The sequence below is a fragment of the Pseudomonas sp. BF-RE-21 genome, from assembly GCF_019947305.1.
Classification (GTDB): Bacteria; Pseudomonadota; Gammaproteobacteria; order Pseudomonadales; family Pseudomonadaceae; genus Aquipseudomonas; species Aquipseudomonas migulae.
The window spans coordinates 68038-91264 of the sequence record NZ_JAGYGF010000018.1; the positions used below are offsets into that span (position 1 = coordinate 68038).

At 58.5% G+C, this 23227-nt stretch carries 19 protein-coding genes; 1 reads left to right on the plus strand and 18 read right to left on the minus strand.

Annotated elements, in window-relative coordinates; all coding sequences use genetic code 11:
• Window positions 1-34: 34 nt before the first annotated feature.
• Together fghA and KGB25_RS14610 are read right to left on the minus strand one after the other, a co-directional pair.
• On the minus strand, window positions 35-880 hold the full coding sequence (gene fghA / locus KGB25_RS14605; RefSeq protein ID WP_008029003.1) for an S-formylglutathione hydrolase: 846 nt from the start codon (window positions 878-880) through the stop codon (window positions 35-37).
• Between the two features lie 8 nt (window positions 881-888).
• On the minus strand, window positions 889-2001 hold the full coding sequence (locus KGB25_RS14610; protein ID WP_008029001.1) for an S-(hydroxymethyl)glutathione dehydrogenase/class III alcohol dehydrogenase: 1113 nt from the start codon (window positions 1999-2001) through the stop codon (window positions 889-891).
• Window positions 2002-2107: 106 nt separating this feature from the next.
• Here KGB25_RS14610 and KGB25_RS14615 point away from each other — a divergent pair, with 106 nt between their 5' ends.
• Window positions 2108-3004 (plus strand): LysR substrate-binding domain-containing protein, encoded by an 897-nt coding sequence (locus KGB25_RS14615; RefSeq protein WP_223435453.1) that lies wholly within the window; start codon window positions 2108-2110, stop codon window positions 3002-3004.
• Between the two features lie 157 nt (window positions 3005-3161).
• On the opposite strand, the gene ispD is transcribed toward KGB25_RS14615, so the two are convergent.
• The 16 genes from ispD to rseP form a co-directional block, all read right to left on the minus strand.
• Window positions 3162-3869 carry a 2-C-methyl-D-erythritol 4-phosphate cytidylyltransferase gene (ispD, locus tag KGB25_RS14620; protein ID WP_223435456.1) on the minus strand — a complete coding sequence of 236 codons (708 nt, stop codon included), beginning with the start codon at window positions 3867-3869 and terminating at the stop codon, window positions 3162-3164.
• Entirely contained in the window at window positions 3866-4144 is a 279-nt protein-coding gene (gene ftsB / locus KGB25_RS14625) for a cell division protein FtsB (RefSeq protein WP_008028992.1), read from the minus strand. Before ftsB ends, ispD begins: the two co-directional genes overlap by 4 nt.
• Before the next feature lie 171 nt (window positions 4145-4315).
• Window positions 4316-5605: a phosphopyruvate hydratase gene (gene eno, locus KGB25_RS14630; RefSeq protein ID WP_008039408.1), complete on the minus strand. Its 1290-nt coding sequence runs from the start codon at window positions 5603-5605 to the stop codon at window positions 4316-4318.
• A 156-nt stretch (window positions 5606-5761) separates the two neighbouring features.
• A complete protein-coding gene (kdsA, locus tag KGB25_RS14635; RefSeq protein ID WP_008028990.1) occupies window positions 5762-6607 on the minus strand; it encodes a 3-deoxy-8-phosphooctulonate synthase in 846 nt (281 codons plus the stop codon).
• A gap of 5 nt (window positions 6608-6612) precedes the next feature.
• The gene (locus KGB25_RS14640) at window positions 6613-8244 is read right to left on the minus strand and encodes a CTP synthase (RefSeq protein ID WP_008028989.1); all 1632 of its coding nucleotides are present in this window, start codon (window positions 8242-8244) and stop codon (window positions 6613-6615) included.
• A 274-nt stretch (window positions 8245-8518) separates the two neighbouring features.
• Window positions 8519-9847, minus strand: a complete 1329-nt coding sequence (gene tilS / locus KGB25_RS14645) for a tRNA lysidine(34) synthetase TilS (protein ID WP_223435459.1) — start codon at window positions 9845-9847, stop codon at window positions 8519-8521.
• Between the two features lie 158 nt (window positions 9848-10005).
• On the minus strand, window positions 10006-10953 hold the full coding sequence (locus KGB25_RS14650; protein WP_008028987.1) for an acetyl-CoA carboxylase carboxyltransferase subunit alpha: 948 nt from the start codon (window positions 10951-10953) through the stop codon (window positions 10006-10008).
• Between the two features lie 140 nt (window positions 10954-11093).
• Entirely contained in the window at window positions 11094-14615 is a 3522-nt protein-coding gene (dnaE, locus tag KGB25_RS14655) for a DNA polymerase III subunit alpha (RefSeq protein ID WP_008028986.1), read from the minus strand.
• 76 nt (window positions 14616-14691) lie between these two features.
• Entirely contained in the window at window positions 14692-15330 is a 639-nt protein-coding gene (gene rnhB, locus KGB25_RS14660; protein WP_008028985.1) for a ribonuclease HII, read from the minus strand.
• Entirely contained in the window at window positions 15327-16457 is a 1131-nt protein-coding gene (gene lpxB / locus KGB25_RS14665; protein WP_192228497.1) for a lipid-A-disaccharide synthase, read from the minus strand. The genes rnhB and lpxB overlap by 4 nt, the downstream gene beginning before the upstream one ends.
• Before the next feature lie 2 nt (window positions 16458-16459).
• Window positions 16460-17236 carry an acyl-ACP--UDP-N-acetylglucosamine O-acyltransferase gene (gene lpxA / locus KGB25_RS14670; RefSeq protein WP_008039405.1) on the minus strand — a complete coding sequence of 259 codons (777 nt, stop codon included), beginning with the start codon at window positions 17234-17236 and terminating at the stop codon, window positions 16460-16462.
• Complete coding sequence (fabZ, locus tag KGB25_RS14675; protein ID WP_008028982.1) at window positions 17233-17673, minus strand: 3-hydroxyacyl-ACP dehydratase FabZ; 441 nt, start codon at window positions 17671-17673, stop codon at window positions 17233-17235. Before fabZ ends, lpxA begins: the two co-directional genes overlap by 4 nt.
• 108 nt (window positions 17674-17781) lie before the next feature.
• Window positions 17782-18837: a UDP-3-O-(3-hydroxymyristoyl)glucosamine N-acyltransferase gene (gene lpxD / locus KGB25_RS14680; protein ID WP_008039404.1), complete on the minus strand. Its 1056-nt coding sequence runs from the start codon at window positions 18835-18837 to the stop codon at window positions 17782-17784.
• A 3-nt stretch (window positions 18838-18840) separates the two neighbouring features.
• On the minus strand, window positions 18841-19344 hold the full coding sequence (locus tag KGB25_RS14685) for an OmpH family outer membrane protein (RefSeq protein WP_008028980.1): 504 nt from the start codon (window positions 19342-19344) through the stop codon (window positions 18841-18843).
• Window positions 19345-19389: 45 nt separating this feature from the next.
• Window positions 19390-21765 (minus strand): outer membrane protein assembly factor BamA, encoded by a 2376-nt coding sequence (gene bamA / locus KGB25_RS14690; protein WP_008039402.1) that lies wholly within the window; start codon window positions 21763-21765, stop codon window positions 19390-19392.
• A 74-nt stretch (window positions 21766-21839) separates the two neighbouring features.
• Window positions 21840-23192, minus strand: coding sequence for a sigma E protease regulator RseP (rseP, locus tag KGB25_RS14695; protein ID WP_223435460.1), 1353 nt, complete (start codon window positions 23190-23192; stop codon window positions 21840-21842).
• Window positions 23193-23227: the final 35 nt, after the last annotated feature.

Consider the following 23227-nt stretch of genomic DNA (forward strand, 5'->3'; position numbering starts at 1 on the left):
TGTCAGGGCGTGATTCTACCTGCTTTGTCAGTCATTAGGCGCTTAGAGCACGTCCATGATGCTGCAAGTGTTCATCGATGAAGCTGGCGATGAAGAAATAGCTGTGGTCGTAGCCCGGTTGCAAGCGCAACGTCAGCGGATGACCGGCCAGTTTGGCCGCCTGTTGCAAGGCTTCAGGCTTGAGCTGGGTGGCGAGAAAATCATCTCGATCACCTTGGTCGACCAACAGCGGCAGCTTCTCGTCAGCCTCGGCAATCAGCGCACAGGCATCCCACTCGCGCCACTTCGAACGGTCTTCGCCCAGGTAGCGGGAAAAGGCTTTCTGACCCCACGGGCAATCCATCGGATTGTTGATCGGCGAGAACGCCGACACCGACTGATAGCGCCCCGGATTGCGCAACGCACAGACCAGCGCGCCGTGACCGCCCATGGAGTGGCCGCTGATACCGCGCTTGTCCGAAGCAGGGAAATGGGCTTCGACCAATGCCGGCAATTCCTGCACGACATAGTCATGCATCCGATAGTGCCGCGACCAGGGTTCCTGCGTGGCATTCAGATAAAACCCGGCGCCGAGGCCGAAGTCCCAGGCACCGTCCGGATCACCCGGCACATCGGGACCGCGCGGGCTGGTGTCCGGGGCAACGATGATCAACCCAAGCTCGGCGGCCATGCGCATGGCGCCGGCCTTTTGCATGAAGTTTTCGTCGGTGCAGGTCAGGCCGGACAACCAGTACAGCACCGGCAGTTTGCCGCCCTGCTCCGCTTGCGGCGGCAGGTACACGGCAAACACCATGTCGCAACCGAGCACGTCGGAGCGGTGCCGGTAGCGTTTGTGCCAGCCGCCGAAGCTTTTCTGGCAGGAGATATTTTCCAGGCTCATGACCGACCTCAGAAATGAATGACGGAACGGATGCTTTTTCCTTCATGCATCAGGTCGAAAGCCTTGTTGATATCTTCCAGGCCCATGGTGTGGGTGATAAACGTATCCAGCGGGATTTCGCCGGTCTCGGCCATTTCGACATAGCTCGGCAACTCGGTACGACCGCGCACACCGCCGAACGCCGAACCGCGCCAGACGCGACCGGTGACCAACTGGAATGGGCGGGTAGCGATTTCCTGACCGGCACCGGCGACGCCGATGATCACCGACTCGCCCCAGCCTTTGTGGCAGCACTCAAGTGCGGCGCGCATCAATTGGACATTGCCGATGCATTCGAAGGAAAAGTCGACGCCGCCATCGGTCATGTCGACGATGACTTCCTGGATCGGACGGTCGAAGTCTTTCGGGTTCACGCAGTCGGTTGCACCCAACTGTTTGGCGATTTCGAATTTGGCCGGGTTGATGTCGATGGCGATGATGCGCGCAGCCTTGGCTTTTACCGCGCCAATGACCGCCGACAGACCAATACCGCCAAGACCGAAAATCGCCACGGTATCACCCGGTTTCACCTTGGCTGTGTTGAGTACCGCGCCAATGCCGGTGGTGACGCCGCAGCCCAGCAGGCAGACTTTTTCCAGTGGCGCTTCTTTAGGAATCTTGGCGACGGAGATTTCCGGCAGCACGGTGTATTCGGAGAACGTCGAGGTGCCCATGTAGTGGAAAATCGGCTGGCCCTTGTAGGAAAAACGCGTGGTGCCATCTGGCATCAGGCCTTTGCCCTGGGTCGCACGAATCGCCTGGCACAGGTTGGTCTTGCCCGACAGGCAGAATTTGCACTGACGGCATTCCGGGGTGTACAGCGGGATCACATGATCGCCGACAGCGACCGAGGTCACGCCCTCGCCAATCGCCTCAACAACCGCGCCACCTTCGTGGCCGAGGATCGACGGGAAGATACCTTCCGGGTCAGCGCCCGACAGGGTGTAGGCATCGGTATGACAGACACCGGAGGCAACCACACGCAACAGAACTTCACCGGCCTTGGGCAGGGCGACATCGACTTCAACGATCTCGAGGGGTTTCTTGGCCTCGAAGGCAACGGCGGCGCGCGACTTGATCATGTTGGTTCTCCAGTGAATAAAACGAGACAGTGAGTGTAATACAGCGCCTTACGGTGAATAATCCGGACAAAAGCAAAACATTATTGCTACACAGGGATAATCGTTAATGTCCGAAAAACGCTGGGAAGGTATCGACGAGTTCGTCGCCGTGGCCGAGTGCAGCCAGTTTACGGCGGCGGCGGAGCGTCTTGGGGTGTCTTCCTCCCACATCAGTCGCCAAATAGTACGCCTCGAAGAGCGCCTTCAGACGCGCCTGCTGTACCGCAGCACCCGACGAGTCACGCTGACCGAAGCCGGGCAAACGTTTTTGCAGCATTGCCAACGGTTGCAGGACGGTCGTGAAGAAGCGCTCAGAGCCGTCGGCGACCTGACCAGCGAGCCCAAAGGCATGTTGCGCATGACCTGCGCGGTGGCCTACGGCGAGCGCTTTATCGTGCCGCTGGTGACGCGATTCATGGGGCTCTATCCGCAACTGCGGATTGATATCGAACTGAGCAACCGGCAACTCGACCTGGTGCATGAAGGCCTGGACCTGGCGATCCGCCTCGGCCGCCTTCAGGACTCGCGACTGGTGGCGACGCGACTGGCACCGCGACGCATGTATTTGTGTGCGTCGCCGTCCTACCTGGAACGGTATGGTCGCCCACATAGCTTGTCGGAATTGAGCCGCCACAACTGCCTCATCGGTAGTTCGGACCTGTGGCAACTGGAACAGAACGGGCGGGAATTTTCCCAGCGGGTGCAGGGAAACTGGCGTTGCAACAGTGGGCAAGCGGTGCTGGATGCGGCGTTACAGGGCGTCGGGCTCTGTCAGTTGCCGGATTACTACGTGCTGGAGCATCTGAAAAGCGGGGATTTGATTTCGCTGCTGGAGGCTCATCAGCCGCCGAACACTGCCGTTTGGGCGCTTTATCCACAGCAGCGGCATCTGTCGCCGAAGGTGCGCAAGTTGGTGGATTATTTGAAGGAAGGGTTGGCACAAAGACCGGAGTACCGAAGCTGATGTAAATCATTGCCGGATTTGCTGTCTGGACTACCGCTTTCGCGGGCAAGCCCGCTCCCACAGTTCACCGAGTTCCTTCAGAAAAAGAATGCGACCGAATGTGGGAGCGGGCTTGCTCGCGAAGGACGCGACGCGGTTTCAGAATGATGAAAGCACTCTAGCGGCGATTGGCCCAGCGTTGTCTCAACCATTCAAGATCTTCGGGACGTGTGACCTTGAGATTGTCGGAACGCCCTTCGATAAGGCGTGGCGATGAACCAGCCCACTCCATCGCCGACGCTTCATCAGTGATAACAGCATCCGCCACCAGACTGTCCGCCAACGCCCGATGCAACGCGCCAAGTCGAAACATCTGCGGCGTATACGCCTGCCAGATCACTCTGCGATCCACGGTTTCTAGGACACGACCGTGCTTGTCGACCCGCTTCAGGGTATCGCGTGCCGGAACCGCCAGCAGCCCGCCGACCGGATCGTCAGCCAGTTCAACCAGCAACTTGTCCAGATCATCGCGGCTCAGATTCGGTCGCGCAGCATCGTGGACCAACACCCAATCCTCATCGTCCGCACCCAACGCATGCAAGTGTAGCAAGGCATTGAGCACCGACCCGGAACGCTCGGCACCACCGTCAACGCGTTGAATACGCGAATCGCCGGCGCATGCCAGATTGGGCCAATAAGGATCATCAACAGCCAGACTGACCACCAGTCCCTTCAGGGAAGGATGGTCAAGGAAACAGCCAAGGCTGTGTTCAAGAATAGTGCGCCCGCCCAGGTGCAAGTATTGCTTGGGACGGTCTGCGGCCATACGGGCACCGATGCCCGCGGCAGGGATAACGGCCCAGAAGGCCGGTAACGAGGAATTCATTGAGCCAACTGGTAAAGGGTTTCACCGTCCTTGACCATGCCCAACTCATGGCGAGCTCGTTCTTCAACGGTCTCCATGCCTTTTTTCAATTCACTGACTTCGGCGTCCATGACCCGATTGCGTTCCAGCAGGCCTTCGTTCTCAGCATGTTGATCCGCGATCTGCTGAGTCAGCTCGGCCACTTGCGCCAGACTGCCATTACCCACCCACAGGCGGTATTGCAGGCCAGCCAGCAACAAGAGCAAGACGAGGAACAACCAATTGGGACTGCGCATCGAATATCAGGTATCCAGTGAAAAAAGACAGCCATGCCAAAACTTTGAAGCTTCTGATAGCACGAAGCCTGGAAAATCCAGGCTTGTGCTCTTAAGGCATCAGATTAGTGGCAAAAACGTCGCTGTCGCGATTTTTCCGACACAATCCGGTGTCTTTTTACCTTCTACAGCTTAACCGCGGAACTCGCTGCGGCCGTTGTACTTGGCTTTGCCGTTCAACTGCTCTTCGATACGCAGCAGTTGGTTGTACTTGGAAACGCGATCGGAACGGCACAGGGAGCCGGTCTTGATCTGGCCAGCCGAAGTGCCCACAGCCAGGTCGGCAATGGTCGAATCTTCGGTTTCACCGGAGCGGTGCGAGATCACGGCGGTGTAACCAGCGGCCTTGGCCATCTGGATGGCTTCCAGGGTTTCGGTCAGGGTGCCGATCTGGTTGAACTTGATCAGGATCGAGTTGGCGATCTTTTTATCGATGCCTTCTTTCAGGATCTTGGTGTTGGTCACGAACAGGTCGTCGCCTACCAGCTGGGTTTTCTCGCCGATCTTGTCGGTGAGGATTTTCCAGCCAGCCCAATCGGACTCGTCCAGGCCATCTTCGATGGAGATGATCGGGTAACGCTCGGTCAGGCCTTTCAGGTAATCGGCGAAACCTTCAGCGGTGAACACCTGGCCTTCGCCGGACAGGTTGTACTTGCCGTCTTCGTAGAACTCGCTGGCCGCGCAGTCCAGTGCCAGGGTCACGTCGGTGCCCAGCTTGTAACCAGCGTTGGCCACGGCTTCGGAGATCACTTTCAAAGCGTCTTCGTTGGAAGCCAGGTTCGGTGCGAAACCACCTTCGTCACCGACGGCAGTGCTCAGGCCACGGGCCTTCAACACAGCTTTGAGGTGATGGAAAATCTCGGTGCCCATGCGCAGACCTTCCGAGAAAGACTTGGCGCCAACCGGCTGAACCATGAATTCCTGGATGTCGACGTTGTTATCGGCGTGCTCGCCACCGTTGATGATGTTCATCATCGGAACCGGCATCGAGTAAACACCCGGGGTACCGTTCAGGTTGGCGATGTGTGCGTACAGCGGCAGGTCCTGGTCCTGAGCTGCTGCCTTGGCCGCGGCCAGGGAAACGGCGAGGATCGCGTTGGCGCCCAGGGAGCCTTTGTTTTCAGTACCGTCCAGCTTGATCATCGCGTGATCCAGCGCTTTCTGGTCGCTCGGATCTGTACCTTTCAACAGGTCGCGGATCGGACCGTTGATGTTGGCGACGGCTTTCAGAACGCCTTTGCCCAAGTAACGGCTCTTGTCGCCATCACGCAGCTCGAGCGCTTCACGCGAGCCAGTGGAAGCACCGGACGGCGCGCAAGCGCTGCCGATGATGCCGTTATCGAGAAGCACGTCCGCTTCCACGGTGGGGTTGCCACGGGAGTCGAGAACTTCACGACCTTTGATGTCGACGATTTTTGCCATTGTTGTAAACACTCCAAAGTTGACGAAAACGACGCAGCTGAAGGAAATCTTTTATCGCCGGCAAGTGATGTGCAACGGGCAGACTTGCGGACGATAAGGCTCAGGCCCGAGGGCCTGAGCAACAAATCGTGCGGTACTTTACCGGAGAAATGAGGATTACGCGGTTTCTACCGTCGGAAAACTCTTCACCAGTTCGTCCAAAGCTTTGAGCTGGGCCAGGAATGGCTCCAGTTTGTCCAGACGCAAGGCGCAAGGGCCGTCGCATTTGGCGTTGTCCGGGTCCGGGTGTGCTTCGAGGAACAGACCGGCCAGTGACTGGCTGATCCCGGCTTTCGCCAGATCGAGGACCTGGGCGCGACGACCGCCGGCGGAATCGGCACGACCGCCAGGCATTTGCAGCGCGTGGGTCACGTCGAAGAACACCGGGTACTCGAACTGCTTCATGATGCCGAAGCCGAGCATGTCGACCACCAGGTTGTTGTAGCCGAAGCTAGAACCACGCTCGCAGAGGATCAACTGATCGTTACCCGCTTCCACGCACTTGTTCAGGATGTGTTTCATTTCCTGAGGTGCGAGGAACTGGGCTTTCTTGATGTTGATCACCGCACCGGTCTTGGCCATCGCGACCACGAGGTCGGTCTGGCGCGACAGGAAGGCCGGCAGCTGGATGATGTCGCAGACTTCAGCGACGACCGCAGCCTGTTCAGGCTCGTGGACGTCGGTGATGATCGGCACGCCGAAGGCTTGCTTGATGTCCTGGAAAATCCGCATGCCCTCTTCCAGGCCGGGGCCACGGTAAGAGGTCACGGAGGAACGGTTGGCCTTGTCGAAGCTGGCCTTGAACACGTAAGGGATACCGAGTTTCTCGGTAACCTTCACGTACTCTTCGCAGACCTGCATCGCCATGTCGCGGCTTTCCAGCACGTTCATGCCACCGAAAAGCACCATTGGCTTGTCGTTGGCAATCTCGATATCGCCTACGCGGATGATCTTCTGCGCCATAAGGTTCAAGCCTTCTTCTGGTGTTGAGCCAAAGCTGCTTTGACGAAGCCGCTGAACAACGGGTGACCGTCGCGTGGCGTCGAGGTGAACTCAGGGTGGAACTGGCAAGCGACGAACCATGGATGATCCGGGGCTTCGACCACTTCAACCAGCGCGCCATCACCGGAGCGACCGGAGATTTTCAGGCCGGCTTCCATGATTTTCGGCAGCAGGTTGTTGTTCACTTCGTAGCGGTGACGGTGACGCTCGACGATCACGTCCTTGCCGTAGCAGCCGTGGACCAGGGAACCCGGCTCCAGCAGGCAATCCTGTGCGCCGAGACGCATGGTGCCGCCCAGATCGGAGGTTTCGGTACGGGTTTCGACGGCGCCGGTGGCGTCTTCCCACTCGGTGATCAGACCCACGACCGGGTGACCGCTTGCACGATCGAACTCGGTGGAGTTGGCGTCTTTCCAGCCCATGACGTTACGAGCGAACTCGATGACCGCCACTTGCATGCCCAGGCAGATGCCGAGGTACGGAACCTTGTTTTCGCGAGCGTACTGGACGGCGGTGATCTTGCCTTCCACGCCGCGCAGACCGAAGCCGCCTGGAACCAGGATCGCGTCGACGCCTTCCAGCAGCGCGGTGCCCTGGTTTTCGATGTCTTCGGAATCGATGTAGCGCAGGTTGACCTTGGTGCGGTTGCTGATGCCGGCGTGACTCATCGCTTCGATCAGCGACTTGTAGGCGTCCAGCAATTCCATGTACTTGCCGACCATGGCGATGGTGACTTCGTGCTCAGGATTGAGCTTGGCGTCAACCACGGCTTCCCATTCGGACAGATCGGCGCCGCCGCATTGCAGGCCGAAACGCTCGACCACAAAATCATCCAGGCCTTGCGAATGCAGGATGCCCGGGATCTTGTAGATGGTGTCGGCGTCTTCCAGCGCGATTACCGCACGTTCTTCAACGTTGGTGAATTGCGCGATCTTGCGACGCGAGGAGATGTCGATCGGGTGATCGGAGCGGCACACCAGCACGTCAGGTTGCAGGCCGATGGAGCGCAGCTCCTTGACCGAGTGCTGGGTTGGCTTGGTTTTGGTTTCGCCGGCAGTGGCGATGTACGGCACCAGTGTCAGGTGCATCAGCATCGCGCGCTTGGCGCCGACTTCGAAACGCAGCTGGCGGATGGCTTCGAGGAACGGTTGGGATTCGATGTCACCCACGGTGCCACCGATCTCGACCATGGCCACGTCGGCATCGCCGGCGCCCTTGATGATCCGGCGCTTGATTTCGTCGGTGATGTGCGGGATCACCTGGATGGTCGCGCCCAGGTAATCACCACGGCGCTCTTTGCGCAGGACGTGTTCGTAGACACGGCCGGTGGTGAAGTTGTTGTTCTGGGTCATGGTCGTGCGGATGAACCGCTCGTAGTGACCCAGGTCCAGGTCGGTCTCGGCGCCGTCGTGGGTGACGAACACTTCACCGTGCTGGAACGGGCTCATGGTGCCCGGATCGACGTTGATGTACGGATCCAGCTTCAGCATGGTGACCTTAAGTCCCCGCGCCTCCAGGATGGCCGCCAATGAAGCCGATGCAATGCCTTTCCCCAATGAAGAAACAACACCGCCCGTGACGAATATGTAGCGCGTCATGAAAAACCCTAGAAGTCTGCGTTAAAGCGGTCCGAGCCGCCGGGGAAAGCGAAGGAAGGCCGAAGCCCCCGATCACCTGCATTAATCACAGTGCACCTTTCAAAAAAACCGCCGCGTTGGGACAGACCGGAAGATGAAACACCGGTGCGTTGCTCGCTACACATTTTTTGGAATCGCCCAGCAAAGACTGCTTGGTAATCGGCAACTCCTGCAATTCAGGCGAATCCACAGAAGTTGTATCAAGAAGGGAGCGTAGTCTACCGGAAAGCCCCTTTCAGCTCAAACCTTGATCTTCGTTCGGTGGCTGCCAATGCAAATTCCAGCCGTCCTGCTCACTGCCATTCAAACCTTGCAGCCTCGCCACCGCCAACAATTGCTCGCCCTGATAGAGCAACGGCAATCTGCCACGGACGAAGCCCGGGACGCCGCGTTCGTTGAGCAAACGCTTCAGATCACGATGGCCGCGCTCGGGCAGACTCATGACCTCACCCCCTTCACGATAGCGGATATGCAGCGGGCCATCGGGGGTTTGACCGGTGAGCGAGAGCACGCCGTTATCTGGCAACGCCAGTGATCGCGAGGGATAAGGCCAATCAGGCGCGGGCGGCGGCGTTCGCAGCCAGCAGCCCGACAACCACCAGATCCGCCCGTTCGCCCGATGCAATTCCCCATCGGCCAAGCGCCAGACCGGAGAGGCATCCGCGGCAGCATCACGAAAATCTTCCCAACCCGACCAATGGTCGCTATCCGGTAAACGGGTCAATGCCGAGAGCCAGTGACTCACTGCATTTCGCTGGCGAGCGGCGGACAGGCTGACAAGCGTAGAAAGCTCAAGTGACGGCACACCCAGCCAATCGAATTCACTGATGGAGCTGGCCTGGGCCAGATCGATTTGCGCCAACTCATCGAGCAATTCCTGCGCTTCGCTCAGATGCGCGGCGCTGCGAGCCATAGTCGCCATCGCTTGAGGCCAGCGTTCGGTCAGCACCGGGAACACCTGATTGCGCAAGTAATTACGCGAGAAACGTCGATCCTGATTGGAAGGATCCTCGATCCAGCTCAATGAGCACTGGTTCGCGTACCCCTCCAACTCTGCTCGCGTGACATCGAGCAAGGGTCGCACCAGATGCCCTTTGCCCAACACACGTTGACGTGGCATCCCTGACAACCCTCTCACCCCTGCCCCACGCAGCAATCGGAACAACAGGGTTTCCGCCTGATCATCACGATGCTGGGCGGTCAGCAGCACTTCATTGGCTTGAGTAGCCTCGATGAACGCACCATAACGCGCGTCACGGGCTGCACGCTCAAGGCTGGCGCCGGGCTGAACCTGGACGTGAACGACCTGTAGAGGTATTCCCAGCGCATCACAGACTGACTGGCAATGCTCCGGCCACGCATCGGCCGCAGACTGGAGGCCGTGATGAATGTGGATAGCTTTCAGCTCAGGGAGGTGTTCGGTTTTGGCGAGATGGGCGAGAAGGTGCAAAAGGACCGTGGAGTCGAGTCCACCGGAGAAGGCGATGTGCCAGGTTGTGGCGTTGCGCCACGGAGCCAGGGTTTTCAGCAGATTAGCGGGGAGGTCCGGCTTGAAAGGTTTCATCTCAAAATGCCGCCGCAATCCGGTACAGAATCACTACTTCAAAACTGCGAGGACCAAATGTAGGAGCCGGCTTGCCGGCGATGGGATCGGTCATACACCGCCAGCCTCAAGGCCGCCATCGCCAGCAAGCCGGCTCCTACATTAGTACTGCGTCAATCTCAGAGACCGTAGCTCATCAGTCGCTCGTAACGGCGCTTGAGCAGCGCTTCGTTATCGAACTTCTTCAGCATCGCCAGTTGCGAGGTCAGCTCGGCACGGATCGATGCAGCGGCCGCCACCGGGTCGCGATGAGCGCCGCCCAGAGGTTCGCCGATCACTTTGTCAACGATGCCCAGGCCTTTCAGGCGCTCGGCGGTGATGCCCATGGCTTCAGCGGCATCCGGCGCTTTTTCGGCGGTTTTCCACAGAATCGACGCACAACCTTCCGGCGAGATCACCGCGTAGGTCGAGTACTGCAGCATGTTCAACTGATCGCACACGCCGATTGCCAGTGCACCACCGGAACCACCTTCACCGATGACGGTGGCGATGATCGGGGTTTTCAGGCGAGCCATGACACGCAGGTTCCAGGCAATCGCTTCGCTCTGGTTGCGCTCTTCAGCGTCGATGCCCGGGTAAGCACCCGGCGTGTCGATGAAGGTCAGGATCGGCATTTTGAAGCGCTCGGCCATTTCCATCAGGCGGCACGCCTTGCGGTAGCCTTCCGGACGCGGCATGCCGAAGTTGCGGCGAACCTTCTCGCGCACTTCGCGGCCTTTCTGGTGACCGATGATCATCACCGGCTGGTCATCCAGACGGGCCACGCCGCCAACGATGGCAGCGTCGTCAGAGAAGTGACGGTCGCCGTGCAGTTCGTCGAACTCGGTGAAGATGTGTTCGATGTAGTCCAGGGTGTATGGACGTTTCGGGTGACGCGCCAGACGCGCGATCTGCCAGCTGGTCAGCTTGCCGAAGATGTCTTCGGTCAGCGTGCTGCTTTTGTCCTGCAGGCGGGAGATCTCATCGCCGATATTCAGCGAATTGTCGTTACCGACCAAGCGCAACTCTTCGATCTTGGCTTGCAGGTCGGCGATCGGCTGTTCGAAATCTAGAAAATTCGGGTTCATAGGCGTCCGTCTTGGGTCGACGTCCAAGAGAGCTTGGGCCGGCCGGTTGTCTATTCGCGCCCTACCTTAAGGGAGAGGCGCGTTCAGGTCGAGATTAAAAATTCAGGTCGAGATCAGGGCGTTCAGTTGCTACCTGACCGTCAACGGTATTGGAGGAAGACGTTGTCTCGCCCGAACTGGTCACGCAAGGCTTGAATCAACGCATCCGCCGGGTCGATTCGCCAGGTCTCGCCGAACTGCAGCAAGGCCTTCGCATCGGGGCTCGTGTACTCCATGGTGATCGGGCACGCACCTCGGTGACGCTTGAACAGCTCACCCAGCCAGCGTAGCTGATCGCCTTTCAAATCCTTGGTCTGCAGCTTCAAGCGCAGACTTTCGGCCAGGTTGGTGCGCGCATCTTCCATGCTCATCACCCGCTTGACCCGCAGGCGCAAACCGCCGGAGAAATCGTCGTTGCTGACTTCGCCTTCGACAACAACCATCGCATCAGTCTGCAACAGCGACTGCGCCGAATGGAACGCGTCGGCGAACAACGAAGCTTCGATGCGCCCAGAGCGATCGTCAAGGGTGATGAACCCCATCTTGTCGCCCTTTTTGTTCTTCATCACACGCAGGGCGATGATCATGCCCGCGACGGTCTGTGTATCGCGAGCCGGCTTCAGGTCGATAATTCGCTGACGGGCAAAACGGCGGATTTCACCTTCGTATTCGTCGATCGGGTGACCGGTCAGGTACAGGCCCAGGGTGTCTTTCTCCCCTTTCAACCGCTCCTTCAGGGTCAGCTCTTTCGCCTTGCGGTGATTGGCGTAGACGTCGGCGTCTGCCTCGACGAACAGCCCGCCAAACAGATCGGCGTGGCCACTGTCGTGGGTGCGAGCGGTTTGTTCGGCGGCCTTGATCGCCCCTTCCATTGCATTCAGCAGCACTGCGCGGTTCTGGTCGATGCTCGCTTGATAGGCTTTAGGTTCGTCATGGAAATACGGGCCCAGACGATCCAGTGCACCGCTGCGGATCAAACCGTCGAGGGTGCGCTTGTTGATGCGCTTGAGGTCAACACGGGCGCAGAAATCGAACAGATCCTTGAACGGACCGTCCTGACGCGCCTCAGTAATCGCCTCCACCGGGCCTTCGCCCACACCCTTGATCGCGCCGAGGCCGTAAATGATGCGGCCTTCGTCGTTCACCGTGAACTTGAACTCCGAAGTATTCACATCCGGCGCGTCGAGACGCAGCTTCATGGTGCGAATTTCTTCGATCAAGGTCACGACCTTGTCGGTGTTGTGCATATCCGCCGACAGTACCGCGGCCATGAACGGCGCCGGGTAGTGCGTTTTCAGCCACGCGGTCTGGTACGACACCAGCCCGTAGGCGGCGGAGTGGGATTTGTTGAAGCCGTAACCGGCGAATTTCTCTACCAGGTCGAAAATGTTACCGGCCAGGTCGGCTTCGATATTGTTGGTCTTGCAACCTTCAATGAAACCGCCGCGCTGCTTGGCCATTTCTTCGGGCTTTTTCTTACCCATGGCCCGCCGCAGCATGTCCGCACCGCCGAGGGTGTAACCGGCCATGACCTGGGCGATCTGCATCACCTGTTCCTGATACAGGATGATGCCGTAAGTCGGTGCCAGTACCGGTTTCAGGCCTTCGTACTGGTAATCCGAGTGCGGGTACGCAAGTTCGGCGCGGCCGTGCTTACGGTTGATAAAGTCGTCAACCATGCCGGATTGCAAAGGGCCCGGACGGAACAGGGCCACCAGTGCGATCAAGTCTTCCAGGCAGTCGGGCTTGAGCTTTTTGATCAGCTCTTTCATGCCGCGCGACTCGAGCTGGAACACCGCGGTGGTTTCCGCTTTTTGCAGCAGCGTGTAGGTCGGCTTGTCGTCCAGCGGGATGAACGCGATGTCCAGCGGCGGTTCGTTGACCTTGGCGCGGTCGCGGTTGATGGTTTTCAGCGCCCAGTCGATGACCGTCAGGGTCCGCAGACCGAGGAAGTCGAACTTCACCAGGCCGGCGGCTTCAACGTCATCCTTGTCGAACTGGGTTACCAGGCCGTCACCGGCCTCGTCGCAATAGATCGGCGAGAAGTCGGTCAGCTTGGTCGGCGCGATAACCACACCACCGGCGTGTTTACCGACGTTACGCACGACGCCTTCAAGCTTGCGCGCCATTTCCCAGATTTCCGCGGCTTCTTCATCGACCTTGATGAAGTCACGCAGGATTTCTTCCTGTTCGTAGGCTTTTTCCAGGGTCATGCCGACTTCGAACGGAATCATCTTCGACAGACGATCCGCCAGGCCGTAGGACTTGCCTTGGACCCGCGCCACGTCACGGACCACAGCCTTCGCCGCCATGGAACCGAAAGTGATGATCTGGCTTACCGCGTTGCGCCCGTATTTCTCGGCCACGTAGTCGATCACGCGGTCACGACCGTCCATGCAGAAGTCAACGTCGAAGTCGGGCATGGAGACCCGTTCCGGGTTGAGGAACCGCTCAAACAGCAGGTCATATTCCAGCGGGTCGAGGTCGGTGATTTTCTGCACATAGGCCACCAGCGACCCGGCACCCGATCCACGGCCAGGACCTACCGGTACGCCGTTGCTCTTGGCCCACTGGATAAAGTCCATCACGATCAGGAAGTAACCGGGGAAGCCCATCTGGATGATGATATCCAGCTCGAAATTCAACCGGTCGACGTAGACCTGGCGCTTGGCTTCATAGTCTTCGGTGGTGTCCTTGGGCAGCAGAACGGTCAGCCGTTCTTCCAGGCCATCGAAGGACACCTTGCGGAAATACTCGTCGATGGTCATGCCATCGGGAATCGGGAAGTTGGGCAGGAAGTGCGTGCCCAGCTTCACTTCGATGTTGCAGCGCTTGGCGATCTCGACGGTGTTTTCCAGCGCCTCGGGAATGTCGCTGAACAGCTCGGCCATTTCCTCGGCGCTTTTGAGGTATTGCTGATCGCTGTAGTTCTTCGAACGCCGCGGATCGTCGAGGGCACGGCCCTCACCGATGCAGACGCGGGTTTCGTGAGCGGCGAAGTCTTCCTGCTTGATGAAGCGCACGTCGTTGGTCGCTACCAGTGGCGCGCCGATTTTCTCGGCCAGGGCCACGGCACCGTGCAGTTGTTCTTCATCGTTAGGGCGGTTGGTGCGCTGGATTTCCAGGTAGAAACGATCCGGGAACACCGCCATCCATTCGCGTGCCAGTTTTTCCGCTTCCGCCGGATTGCCGCTGAGCATGGCCAGGCCGATTTCGCCTTCCTTCGCCGCCGACAGCATGATCAAGCCTTCGCTGGCCTCGGCCACCCACTCACGCTCGATAATGATCGAGCCATTGCGCTGGCCGTCGATGAAACCGCGGGAAATCAGTTCGGTCAGGTTGCGATAGCCGACAGCGTTCATCGCCAGCAGGCTGATCCGGCTCAGGGCGTTGTCCGGGTCCTTGTTCGACAGCCACAAGTCGGCGCCGCAGATCGGCTTGATGCCTGCGCCCATCGAGGCTTTATAGAATTTGACCAGGGAACACATGTTGTTCTGATCGGTGACCGCTACGGCAGGCATGTTCATGCCGACCAGGGTCTTGACCAGCGGTTTGATCCGCACCAGACCGTCGACCAGGGAGTATTCAGTGTGCAGGCGTAGGTGAACGAATGAAGCCGGCATAGTGATCCTGCGTTATGTCATGAAAACAACAAGGCCCGGATTGTACCGGGCCTTGGCGAAAACATCAGCCTCGCGACTAACTCTCGATGAGGCTTTCGCGCGCCTCATACGCCAACCGCACCGGTGCGAACGAGCGGCGGTGAATCGGCGTCGGCCCCAAGCGTGCCAGCGCTTCCAGATGAACTGGCGTCGGGTAGCCTTTGTGGCCGCCGATGCCGTAACCCGGGTAAATCAGTTCAAATGCCGCCATTTCACGGTCGCGGCTGACCTTGGCCAGAATCGAGGCCGCGGCGATGGCCGGGACCTTGCTGTCGCCCTTGACCACGGCTTCAGCGCGCATGGCCAGTTTCGGGCAACGGTTACCGTCGATCATCGCCAGTTTTGGCTGAATGTGCAGGCCTTCGATCGCACGCTGCATGGCCAGCATGGTGGCATGCAGGATGTTCAGCTCGTCGATTTCTTCGACTTCCGCGCGAGCGATGCACCAGCTCAGGGCTTTTTCGCAGATTTCGTCGAAGAGTTTTTCGCGGCGGGCTTCGGTGAGCTTCTTCGAATCGTTGAGGCCAAGGATCGGACGATTCGGATCGAGAATCACCGCTGCCGTCACCACAGCGCCGCAGAGCGGCCCGCGACCGACTTCATCAACACCGGCAACCAGCTCTTCGACTTCGGCGACCAGGGTGAAATCAAGGCCCATCTGTTGTGCTTTTGTCATTGTGTTTTGCCGATCAGATTCAATACCGCGTCCGCCGCCTGATTGGAGGCATCCAGGCGCAAGGTCCGGTGGATTTCGTCGAAACCGCGGGTCTGCTCTTCGCCACCTTCGATCAGGGGCGACAGCGTCTGGGCCAAGGCTTCAACCGTTGCATCGTCCTGTAACAATTCAGGCACCAAAAGGCGCTGGGCGAGCAGGTTCGGCAACGAGACGTAAGGGCTTTTCACCATGCGCTTGAGGATCCAGAACGTCAGCGGTGCCAGGCGATAAGCCACCACCATCGGACGCTTGTACAGCAAGGCTTCGAGGGTCGCCGTTCCGGAGGCAATCAACACTGCGTCGCAGGCGGCCAGCGCCAGATGGGACTTGCCGTCGAGCAGGGTCAGCGGCAGATCGCGACCGGCCAGCAGTTCTTCAAGCTGCACGCGGCGCTGAGGGCTGGCGCAAGGAATAATGAACCGCACGCCAGGGCGCATGGCGCGCAAACGCTCGGCGGCATCGAGGAACAAAGCGCCCAGACGCCCGACTTCGCCACCGCGACTACCCGGCATCAGCGCGACCAATGGGCCATCAGGCAAACCGAGCTCGGCGCGTGCAGCGCGACGATCAGCCTCAAGGGGTATCGCATCGGCCAAGGTGTGACCGACAAACCGCACCGGCACGCCCTTCTCTTCATAGAATTTCGCTTCGAACGGGAACAGCGTCAGCATCAGGTCGCAACCTTCGCGAATCTTCAGCACTCGCTTCTGCCGCCACGCCCACACTGACGGGCTGACGTAATGCACTGTCTTGATCCCGGCCTGACGCAGCTTCAGTTCGATGTTGAGGTTGAAATCCGGCGCATCGATACCGATGAACACGTCCGGTTTCTCGGCGATCAGGTCTGCGATCAGCTTCTTGCGGCGTTTCAACAACTCGCGCAGCCGACCGAGCACTTCCACCAGCCCCATGACCGAGAGACGTTCCATCGGAAAATACGAGGTCAGGCCTTCAGCCTGCATCAGCGGGCCACCGACACCGATGAACTCGACCGCCGGATGCTGTGCCTTGAGCGCACGCATGAGACCGGCGCCCAGAATGTCACCGGAAGCCTCACCCGCCACCAGCGCAATACGCAGATTAGCCATGATTAACGTGTGATGCCGCGGGTCGAAGACTGGATGGAGTCACGGAACACCGCAACTTCCGGAAACTGCTCCGAAGGCTCGGCCAGCTCCGCGAGTGCCTGCTCAACCGTGAGGCCCTGGCGATAAACCACCTTGTAGGCACGGCGCAGGGCGTGGATCGCGTCTTCGCTGAAACCACGACGGCGCATGCCTTCGAAGTTCATGCTGCGAGCTTCGGCCGGGTTGCCGAACACCGTGACGTACGCTGGAACGTCCTTGCCGATGGCGGTGCCCATACCGGAAAAGCTGTGGGCGCCGATGTGGCAATACTGGTGAACCAGGGTAAAACCGGACAGGATCGCCCAGTCTTCAACATGCACATGGCCCGCCAACGCGGTGTTGTTGACCAGGATGCAATGGTTGCCGATGACGCTGTCGTGGCCGATGTGAGCGTAGGCCATGATCAGGTTGTGATCGCCCAGGGTCGTTTCGGAACGGTCCTGAATAGTCCCGCGGTGAATGGTCACGCCTTCACGGATGACGTTGTGGTCACCGATGACCAGACGGGTTTCTTCACCCTTGTATTTCAGATCGGGCGTGTCTTCGCCTACCGAAGAAAACTGGTAGATGCGGTTGTGCTTACCGATTCGGGTCGGGCCTTTGAGAATCACATGCGGCCCGATCACTGTCCCCTCGCCGATTTCCACACCAGCGCCGACGATCGACCAAGGGCCGACCTCGACGTCGTCGGCCAGAATGGCCGTCGGATCGATGATTGCGCGAGGGTCAATCAAACTCATACTTTTTGTTCCGCACAGATGATCTCGGCCGAGCAGACCGGCTTGCCATCTACCGATGCCTGGCATTCGAACTTCCAGATCTTGCGCTTGCAGCTGATGAACGTGGCTTCAAGGATCAACTGGTCGCCAGGCTTGACCGGCTGACGGAAACGCAGTTTGTCGGAGCCTACGAAGTAGTACAGGGTGCCATCAGCCGGCTTCACGTCCAGCATCTTGAAACCAAGGATCCCGGCAGCCTGAGCCATCGCTTCGATGATCAGTACGCCCGGCATGATTGGATGCGCAGGGAAGTGACCATTGAAGAACGGTTCGTTGATGCTGACATTCTTGTAGGCGCGAATGCGCTTGCCTTCCACATCCAGATCCACGACCCGGTCCACCAGCAGGAACGGGTAACGGTGAGGCAGGTATTCGCGAATCTCGTTGATGTCCATCATTTCGGGGGGAAGCCTATGTAAAGATTGGGAACGCGCGACTGACGCGCGCTCCTCTAGCAAATCAAGGAGGCAGTCTAGCGGCTGTGCACACTTGATATGGAAATGGTATCAGCCATCTGATGAAGCAATACCGTCAGGGGTCACTTCCCCTACTCGCTTTTCCAGCTGTCGCAGCCGCCGCGCGATGTCATCGAGCTGACGGATACGTGCCGCGCTTTTGCGCCATTCGGCAGCCGGTTGCATGGCCGTGCCGGAAGAGTAGGAGCCCGGCTCGGTAATCGAGTGGGTCACCATGGTCATTCCGGTGATGAAAACCTTGTCGCAAATTTCGATATGTCCCACCAGCCCTACGCCACCGGCGAGCATGCAATGCTTGCCGATTTTGGTGCTGCCGGAAATCCCCACGCACGCCGCCATGGCAGTGTGATCACCAACCTGAACGTTGTGGGCGATCTGAATCTGATTGTCGAGCTTGACGCCATTACCAAGAATGGTATCGGCCAGTGCACCGCGGTCGATGGCGGTATTCACGCCGATCTCCACATCGTCACCGACCAGAACGCCACCGATCTGGGCGATTTTCTGCCAGATGCCTTTCTCGTTGGCAAAGCCGAAGCCTTCGCCACCCAATACTGCACCGGACTGAATCACCACCCGCTTGCCGATGCGCACGTCGTGATACAGCGTGACGCGCGGTGCGAGCCAGCCACCTTCGCCGATAACGCTACGAGCGCCGATGAAGCAATGCGCGCCGATGGTCGTACCTGCATCAACTCGCGCCCCGCTCTCGATGACCACAAAGGCACCGATGCTCGCCGCTGGATCAACCACCGCGTCCGCCGCAATCACTGCGGTCGGATGAATGCCGGCAGCCGCCTTGGGCTTGGGATCGAACAGGTGGGAAACACGAGCGTAGGCGGCGTACGGATCAGGTACGACCAATGCATTCCCGGCAAAACCTTCAGCGTCAGCGGCTTTCAGCAACAGTGCTGCAGCCCGGCTGTCAGCCAGGTATTTGCGGTATTGAGGATTTGCCAGAAAGCTCAACTGAGCTGGGCCAGCCTCTTGCAAAGTGGCTAGCCCAGTAATTTCCTTCTCTGGGTCGCCACGTAGGGTGGCGCCGAGGAACTCGGCCAACTGGCCGAGTTTTATGGTCGCTGTCATGGATTACTTCAGCTGATTCATGCGCTCGATAACCTGGCGAGTGATGTCGTACTGAGGTTTGACATCAATCACTGCGCCACGCTCGAAGACCAGGTCAAAAGCACCTTTCTTGATGACTTCTTCCACAGCGCTGTCCAGTTTCGGCTTGAGCTGCTTCAGCATTTCACGGTCGGCAACGGCTTTGGCTTCGTTCAATTCCTTGGACTGGAACTGGAAGTCACGGGCCTTTTGCTTGAATTCAAGTTCCAGACGCTCACGCTCGCCTTGCTGCATCTTGTCGCCGCCAGCCATCAGACGGTCCTGAATACCCTTGGCACTGCTTTCCAGCGTCTTGAGCTTGGTCAGTTGCGGGCCGAACTTCTTCTCGGCATCCACGGCGTACTTCTTGGCCGCATCGGATTCCAGCAAAGCCATTTGATAGTTCAGAACGGCAATTTTCATGTCGGCAAAAGCCGGGCCTGCTACCAGTACGGTCGCCAGGAGAACCAATTGAGTCAACTTACGCACGATGCACTCCTACAAAATCCATTGTCGTTATCTTGGGTCAGACGCTTAGAACGTCTGGCCGAGGGAGAATTGGAACACTTGAGTTTCAGCCTCATCCGGTTTCTTGATCGGCATGGCCAACGCGAAACTCAGAGGACCCAGTGCGGTAACCCATGTCACGCCTACACCGACAGAGCTGGCCATGTTGCTCAGGCTGATGTCGTTGCACTGTGTATTGGACTTCGAACCATCGGCATTGGTGGTCGACTTGCACTGCGAGTCGAACACGTTACCCACGTCCCAGAATACCGAGGTGCGCAGGGAACGCTGATCCTTGACGAACGGCAGAGGGAAAAGAACCTCCACACCGCCCTGGATCAGGACGTTACCACCGAACGGCAGCGGATCCTGGTCCGGATCGAGCGCAGTGCCAGGGTTCTTGCCGGTACTTGGAGTACTGCGAGGACCCAGGGTGCTGTCCTTGAAGCCACGAACCGAGTTGAAACCACCAGCATAGTAGTTTTCATAGAACGGCAAGCCATCGGTCGAACCGTAGCCATCGCCATAACCCAGTTCGGTATGCAGGCGCATGGTGTAGTTTTCGGTCAACGGCTGGAACAACTGGCCACGGTAGTCGAGTTTGAAGAACGACAGGTCGCTGCCAGGGGTCGTGGTTTCCAGCACAAGGCTTTGCGAATGACCACGGGTCGCCAGCACGCCTTTGTTCAGGGTCGACTCGGACCAACCGGCCGAAGCCTTGAAGTTCAGGTAGCTGTCGCCTTCCTTGTTAACGAAGTCGAAGATTTCGTCAACGGTGTACAGGCCAGTCTTGATCTTGTCCTGTTGCGCAGTCAGGCCGAACGTCAGACGCGAAGTCTCGCTGATCGGATAACCGACGCTCGCGCCGGCACCGTAGCTGTCTACCGCATAGCTGGCAACGTCGACGTCGAGGTCTTTGTAGTCAGTGGTGCGATAAAACGCGTTGTAACCCAGGCTCACACCGTCAGCAGTCCAGTACGGGTCGACATAACCGAAGTTATAACGGCTCTGGTATTCACTGCGGGTCAAGCCAACGCTGACCTTGTTACCGGTACCGAGGAAGTTGTTCTGGGTGATCGAACCACCGAGGATCAGACCGGCACTCTGTGCAAAGCCGACGCTGGCGGTAATCGAACCGGACGCTTGTTCTTCAACGCTGTAGTTCACGTCAACCTGGTCATCGACACCCGGTACAGCCGGGGTTTCAACGTTGACTTCCTTGAAGAAGCCCAGACGCTCAAGACGGGTCTTGGATTGGTCGATCAGGTAAGTCGAAGCCCAGCCGCCTTCCATCTGACGCATTTCACGGCGCAGCACTTCGTCTTCGGACTTGGTGTTGCCACGGAAGTTGATGCGGTTAACGTAAGCACGCTTGCCCGGATCGACCGCGAAAGTGATATCGACGGTGTGGTCTTCATCATGCGGCTGAGGTACGCCGTTGACGTTGGCGAAGGTGTAACCCTCGTTACCCAGGCGACGGGTGATCAGTTCGGAGGTGGTGGTCATCAGCTTGCGCGAGAACACCTGGCCTTTCTGCACCAGCAGCAGGGACTTGACCTGGTCTTCAGGAACTTTCAGGTCGCCGCTCAGCTTGACGTCACGAACGGTGTACTTCTCGCCTTCGTTGACGTTGACGGTGATGTAGACGTGCTTCTTGTCCGGGGTAATGGACACCTGGGTCGAAGCGATATCCATGTTGATATAGCCACGGTCCAGGTAGTAGGAACGCAGACGCTCCAGGTCACCGGACAGTTTTTCACGAGCGTACTTGTCGTCGTTCTTGAAGAACGACAACCAGTTGGTGGTCTTGAGTTCGAACAGGTCGATCAGGTCTTCATCAGGGAAAACCGTGTTACCCACCACGTTGATGTGCTGGATAGCTGCAACGGTGCCTTCGTTGATATTGACCTTGAGGCCGACGCGGTTACGCGGCTGCGGCACCACTTCGGTGTCAACGGTAGCCGAGTAGCGGCCCTGAGCGACGTACTGGCGCTGCAGCTCGTTACGAACACCTTCGAGGGTGGCGCGCTGGAAGATCTCGCCTTCGGCCAGACCGGACTGTTTGAGGCCCTTCATCAGGTCTTCAGTGGAGATCGCCTTGTTACCCTCGATCTCGATACTGGCGACGGACGGACGCTCGACTACAGTAATGACCAGGACGTTGCCATCACGGCCCAGCTGGATATCTTGAAAGAACCCGGTTTTGAACAGCGCACGAGTGGATTCCACCAGGCGACGATCATCCGCCTGTTCACCGACGTTCAACGGCAAGGCACCAAAGACGCTACCCGCGGAGACCCGCTGGAGGCCATTGACGCGAATATCAGAGATAGTGAAGGACTCGGCGTGAACTTCGGCGATCATCAATACGGTGAGAACCGCAGTTAGCAGCAGACGTTTCATGAAGTCCTTTCTTATTCCAACTGGCAATAAACAAACTGCCGCAAAATGCGGCAGATTCGCAATTCAGCGAAGTGTTACAGACGACCCAAATCATTGACCAGAGCGAGCAACATCACCCCGACCACCAAACTGATGCCGATCTGTATCCCCCAACCCTGCACCCGATCCGACAAGGGGCGACCACGCGCCCACTCAATCAGATAAAACAACAAATGCCCCCCATCCAGTACCGGAATGGGCAACAAATTCAGAACACCCAGGCTAATACTCAGATAAGCAAGGAAATTCAGGAAATCAGCGACGCCCGACTGGGCAGAAGCGCCCGCCACTTTAGCAATGGTTATCGGTCCACTCAAGTTTTTTACCGAGAGCTCACCGAACAACATTTTCTTGAGCGAATCGAGGGTCAGTATGCTCATGGTCCAGGTGCGTCGAGCCCCCTCGCCAATCGCTGCCAAAGGACCGTAACTGACCTCGCGAATCATCTCCGGCGGCCAATCGATCGCCCTCACCCCGGCGCCGAGATAACCACTGGGCGACTTTTTCTCGCCGCGAGAAGCCAGCGTCACAGGGACGTCGATTTGAGCACCATCGCGCTCGACGCGCAGCATGATTTTGGTATCAGGATGAATACGGACGATATCGACCACTTGTTGCCAGTCATCGAGCGCCTTGCCATCCAGAGCCAACAATCGGTCACCGGTTTTCAGGCCGGCAGCCTGCGCCGGGCCTTTCGGATCGAGTTCCGCCAGCACCGGCGGCAACGCCGGACGCCATGGGCGAATACCCAGCGAGCGAATCGGATCCGGCTCGTCAGCGCCCTTGAGCCATTTATCCAGCACCAGCTCACGCGGCGAATCCGCTGTGGAACCCTGCTCACGAACCAGCAACTGAAGGGAACCGCTTTCACCAAGACGGCGAACCAGTTGCAGATTTACTGCACCCCAGCCCGAAGTCGGCTCACCATCAATGGCAACAATTTCCTGACCTGCACTCAAACCCGCCCTGGCGGCGATACTGCCGGACTCAACGGCACCGATGACTGGCCGCACCTGCTCGCTGCCAAGCATGGCGAGCACCCAGAAAAAAATCATCGCCAGCAAGAAGTTGGCAATCGGCCCCGCCGACACGATAGCAATGCGCTGACGGACGGATTTGCGATTGAAGGATTGATCGAGCTGATCGGCCGGCACTTCACCTTCACGCTCGTCGAGCATTTTCACGTAGCCACCCAGCGGGATGGCGGCAATCACGAATTCAGTGCCTTTCTTGTCGTGCCAGCGCAGCAACGGCATACCGAAGCCCACGGAGAAACGCAGCACTTTGACTCCACAGCGACGTGCGACCCAGAAATGGCCGAATTCGTGGAAAGTGACCAGCACGCCCAGGGCTACCAGGGTGCCGACAATCATATAGAGCGCGCTCATCTACTTTCTCCGCAACTTATCCGGTGCTGCATGGG

Coding starts and splice junctions, on each gene's coding strand:
- fghA (WP_008029003.1), bottom strand. CDS start 880: ATGAGCCTGGAAAATATCTCCTGCCAGAAAAGCTTCGGCGGCTGGCAC.
- KGB25_RS14610 (WP_008029001.1), bottom strand. CDS start 2,001: ATGATCAAGTCGCGCGCCGCCGTTGCCTTCGAGGCCAAGAAACCCCTC.
- KGB25_RS14615 (WP_223435453.1), top strand. CDS start 2,108: ATGTCCGAAAAACGCTGGGAAGGTATCGACGAGTTCGTCGCCGTGGCC.
- ispD (WP_223435456.1), bottom strand. CDS start 3,869: ATGAATTCCTCGTTACCGGCCTTCTGGGCCGTTATCCCTGCCGCGGGC.
- ftsB (WP_008028992.1), bottom strand. CDS start 4,144: ATGCGCAGTCCCAATTGGTTGTTCCTCGTCTTGCTCTTGTTGCTGGCT.
- eno (WP_008039408.1), bottom strand. CDS start 5,605: ATGGCAAAAATCGTCGACATCAAAGGTCGTGAAGTTCTCGACTCCCGT.
- kdsA (WP_008028990.1), bottom strand. CDS start 6,607: ATGGCGCAGAAGATCATCCGCGTAGGCGATATCGAGATTGCCAACGAC.
- KGB25_RS14640 (WP_008028989.1), bottom strand. CDS start 8,244: ATGACGCGCTACATATTCGTCACGGGCGGTGTTGTTTCTTCATTGGGG.
- tilS (WP_223435459.1), bottom strand. CDS start 9,847: ATGAAACCTTTCAAGCCGGACCTCCCCGCTAATCTGCTGAAAACCCTG.
- KGB25_RS14650 (WP_008028987.1), bottom strand. CDS start 10,953: ATGAACCCGAATTTTCTAGATTTCGAACAGCCGATCGCCGACCTGCAA.
- dnaE (WP_008028986.1), bottom strand. CDS start 14,615: ATGCCGGCTTCATTCGTTCACCTACGCCTGCACACTGAATACTCCCTG.
- rnhB (WP_008028985.1), bottom strand. CDS start 15,330: ATGACAAAAGCACAACAGATGGGCCTTGATTTCACCCTGGTCGCCGAA.
- lpxB (WP_192228497.1), bottom strand. CDS start 16,457: ATGGCTAATCTGCGTATTGCGCTGGTGGCGGGTGAGGCTTCCGGTGAC.
- lpxA (WP_008039405.1), bottom strand. CDS start 17,236: ATGAGTTTGATTGACCCTCGCGCAATCATCGATCCGACGGCCATTCTG.
- fabZ (WP_008028982.1), bottom strand. CDS start 17,673: ATGATGGACATCAACGAGATTCGCGAATACCTGCCTCACCGTTACCCG.
- lpxD (WP_008039404.1), bottom strand. CDS start 18,837: ATGACAGCGACCATAAAACTCGGCCAGTTGGCCGAGTTCCTCGGCGCC.
- bamA (WP_008039402.1), bottom strand. CDS start 21,765: ATGAAACGTCTGCTGCTAACTGCGGTTCTCACCGTATTGATGATCGCC.
- rseP (WP_223435460.1), bottom strand. CDS start 23,192: ATGAGCGCGCTCTATATGATTGTCGGCACCCTGGTAGCCCTGGGCGTG.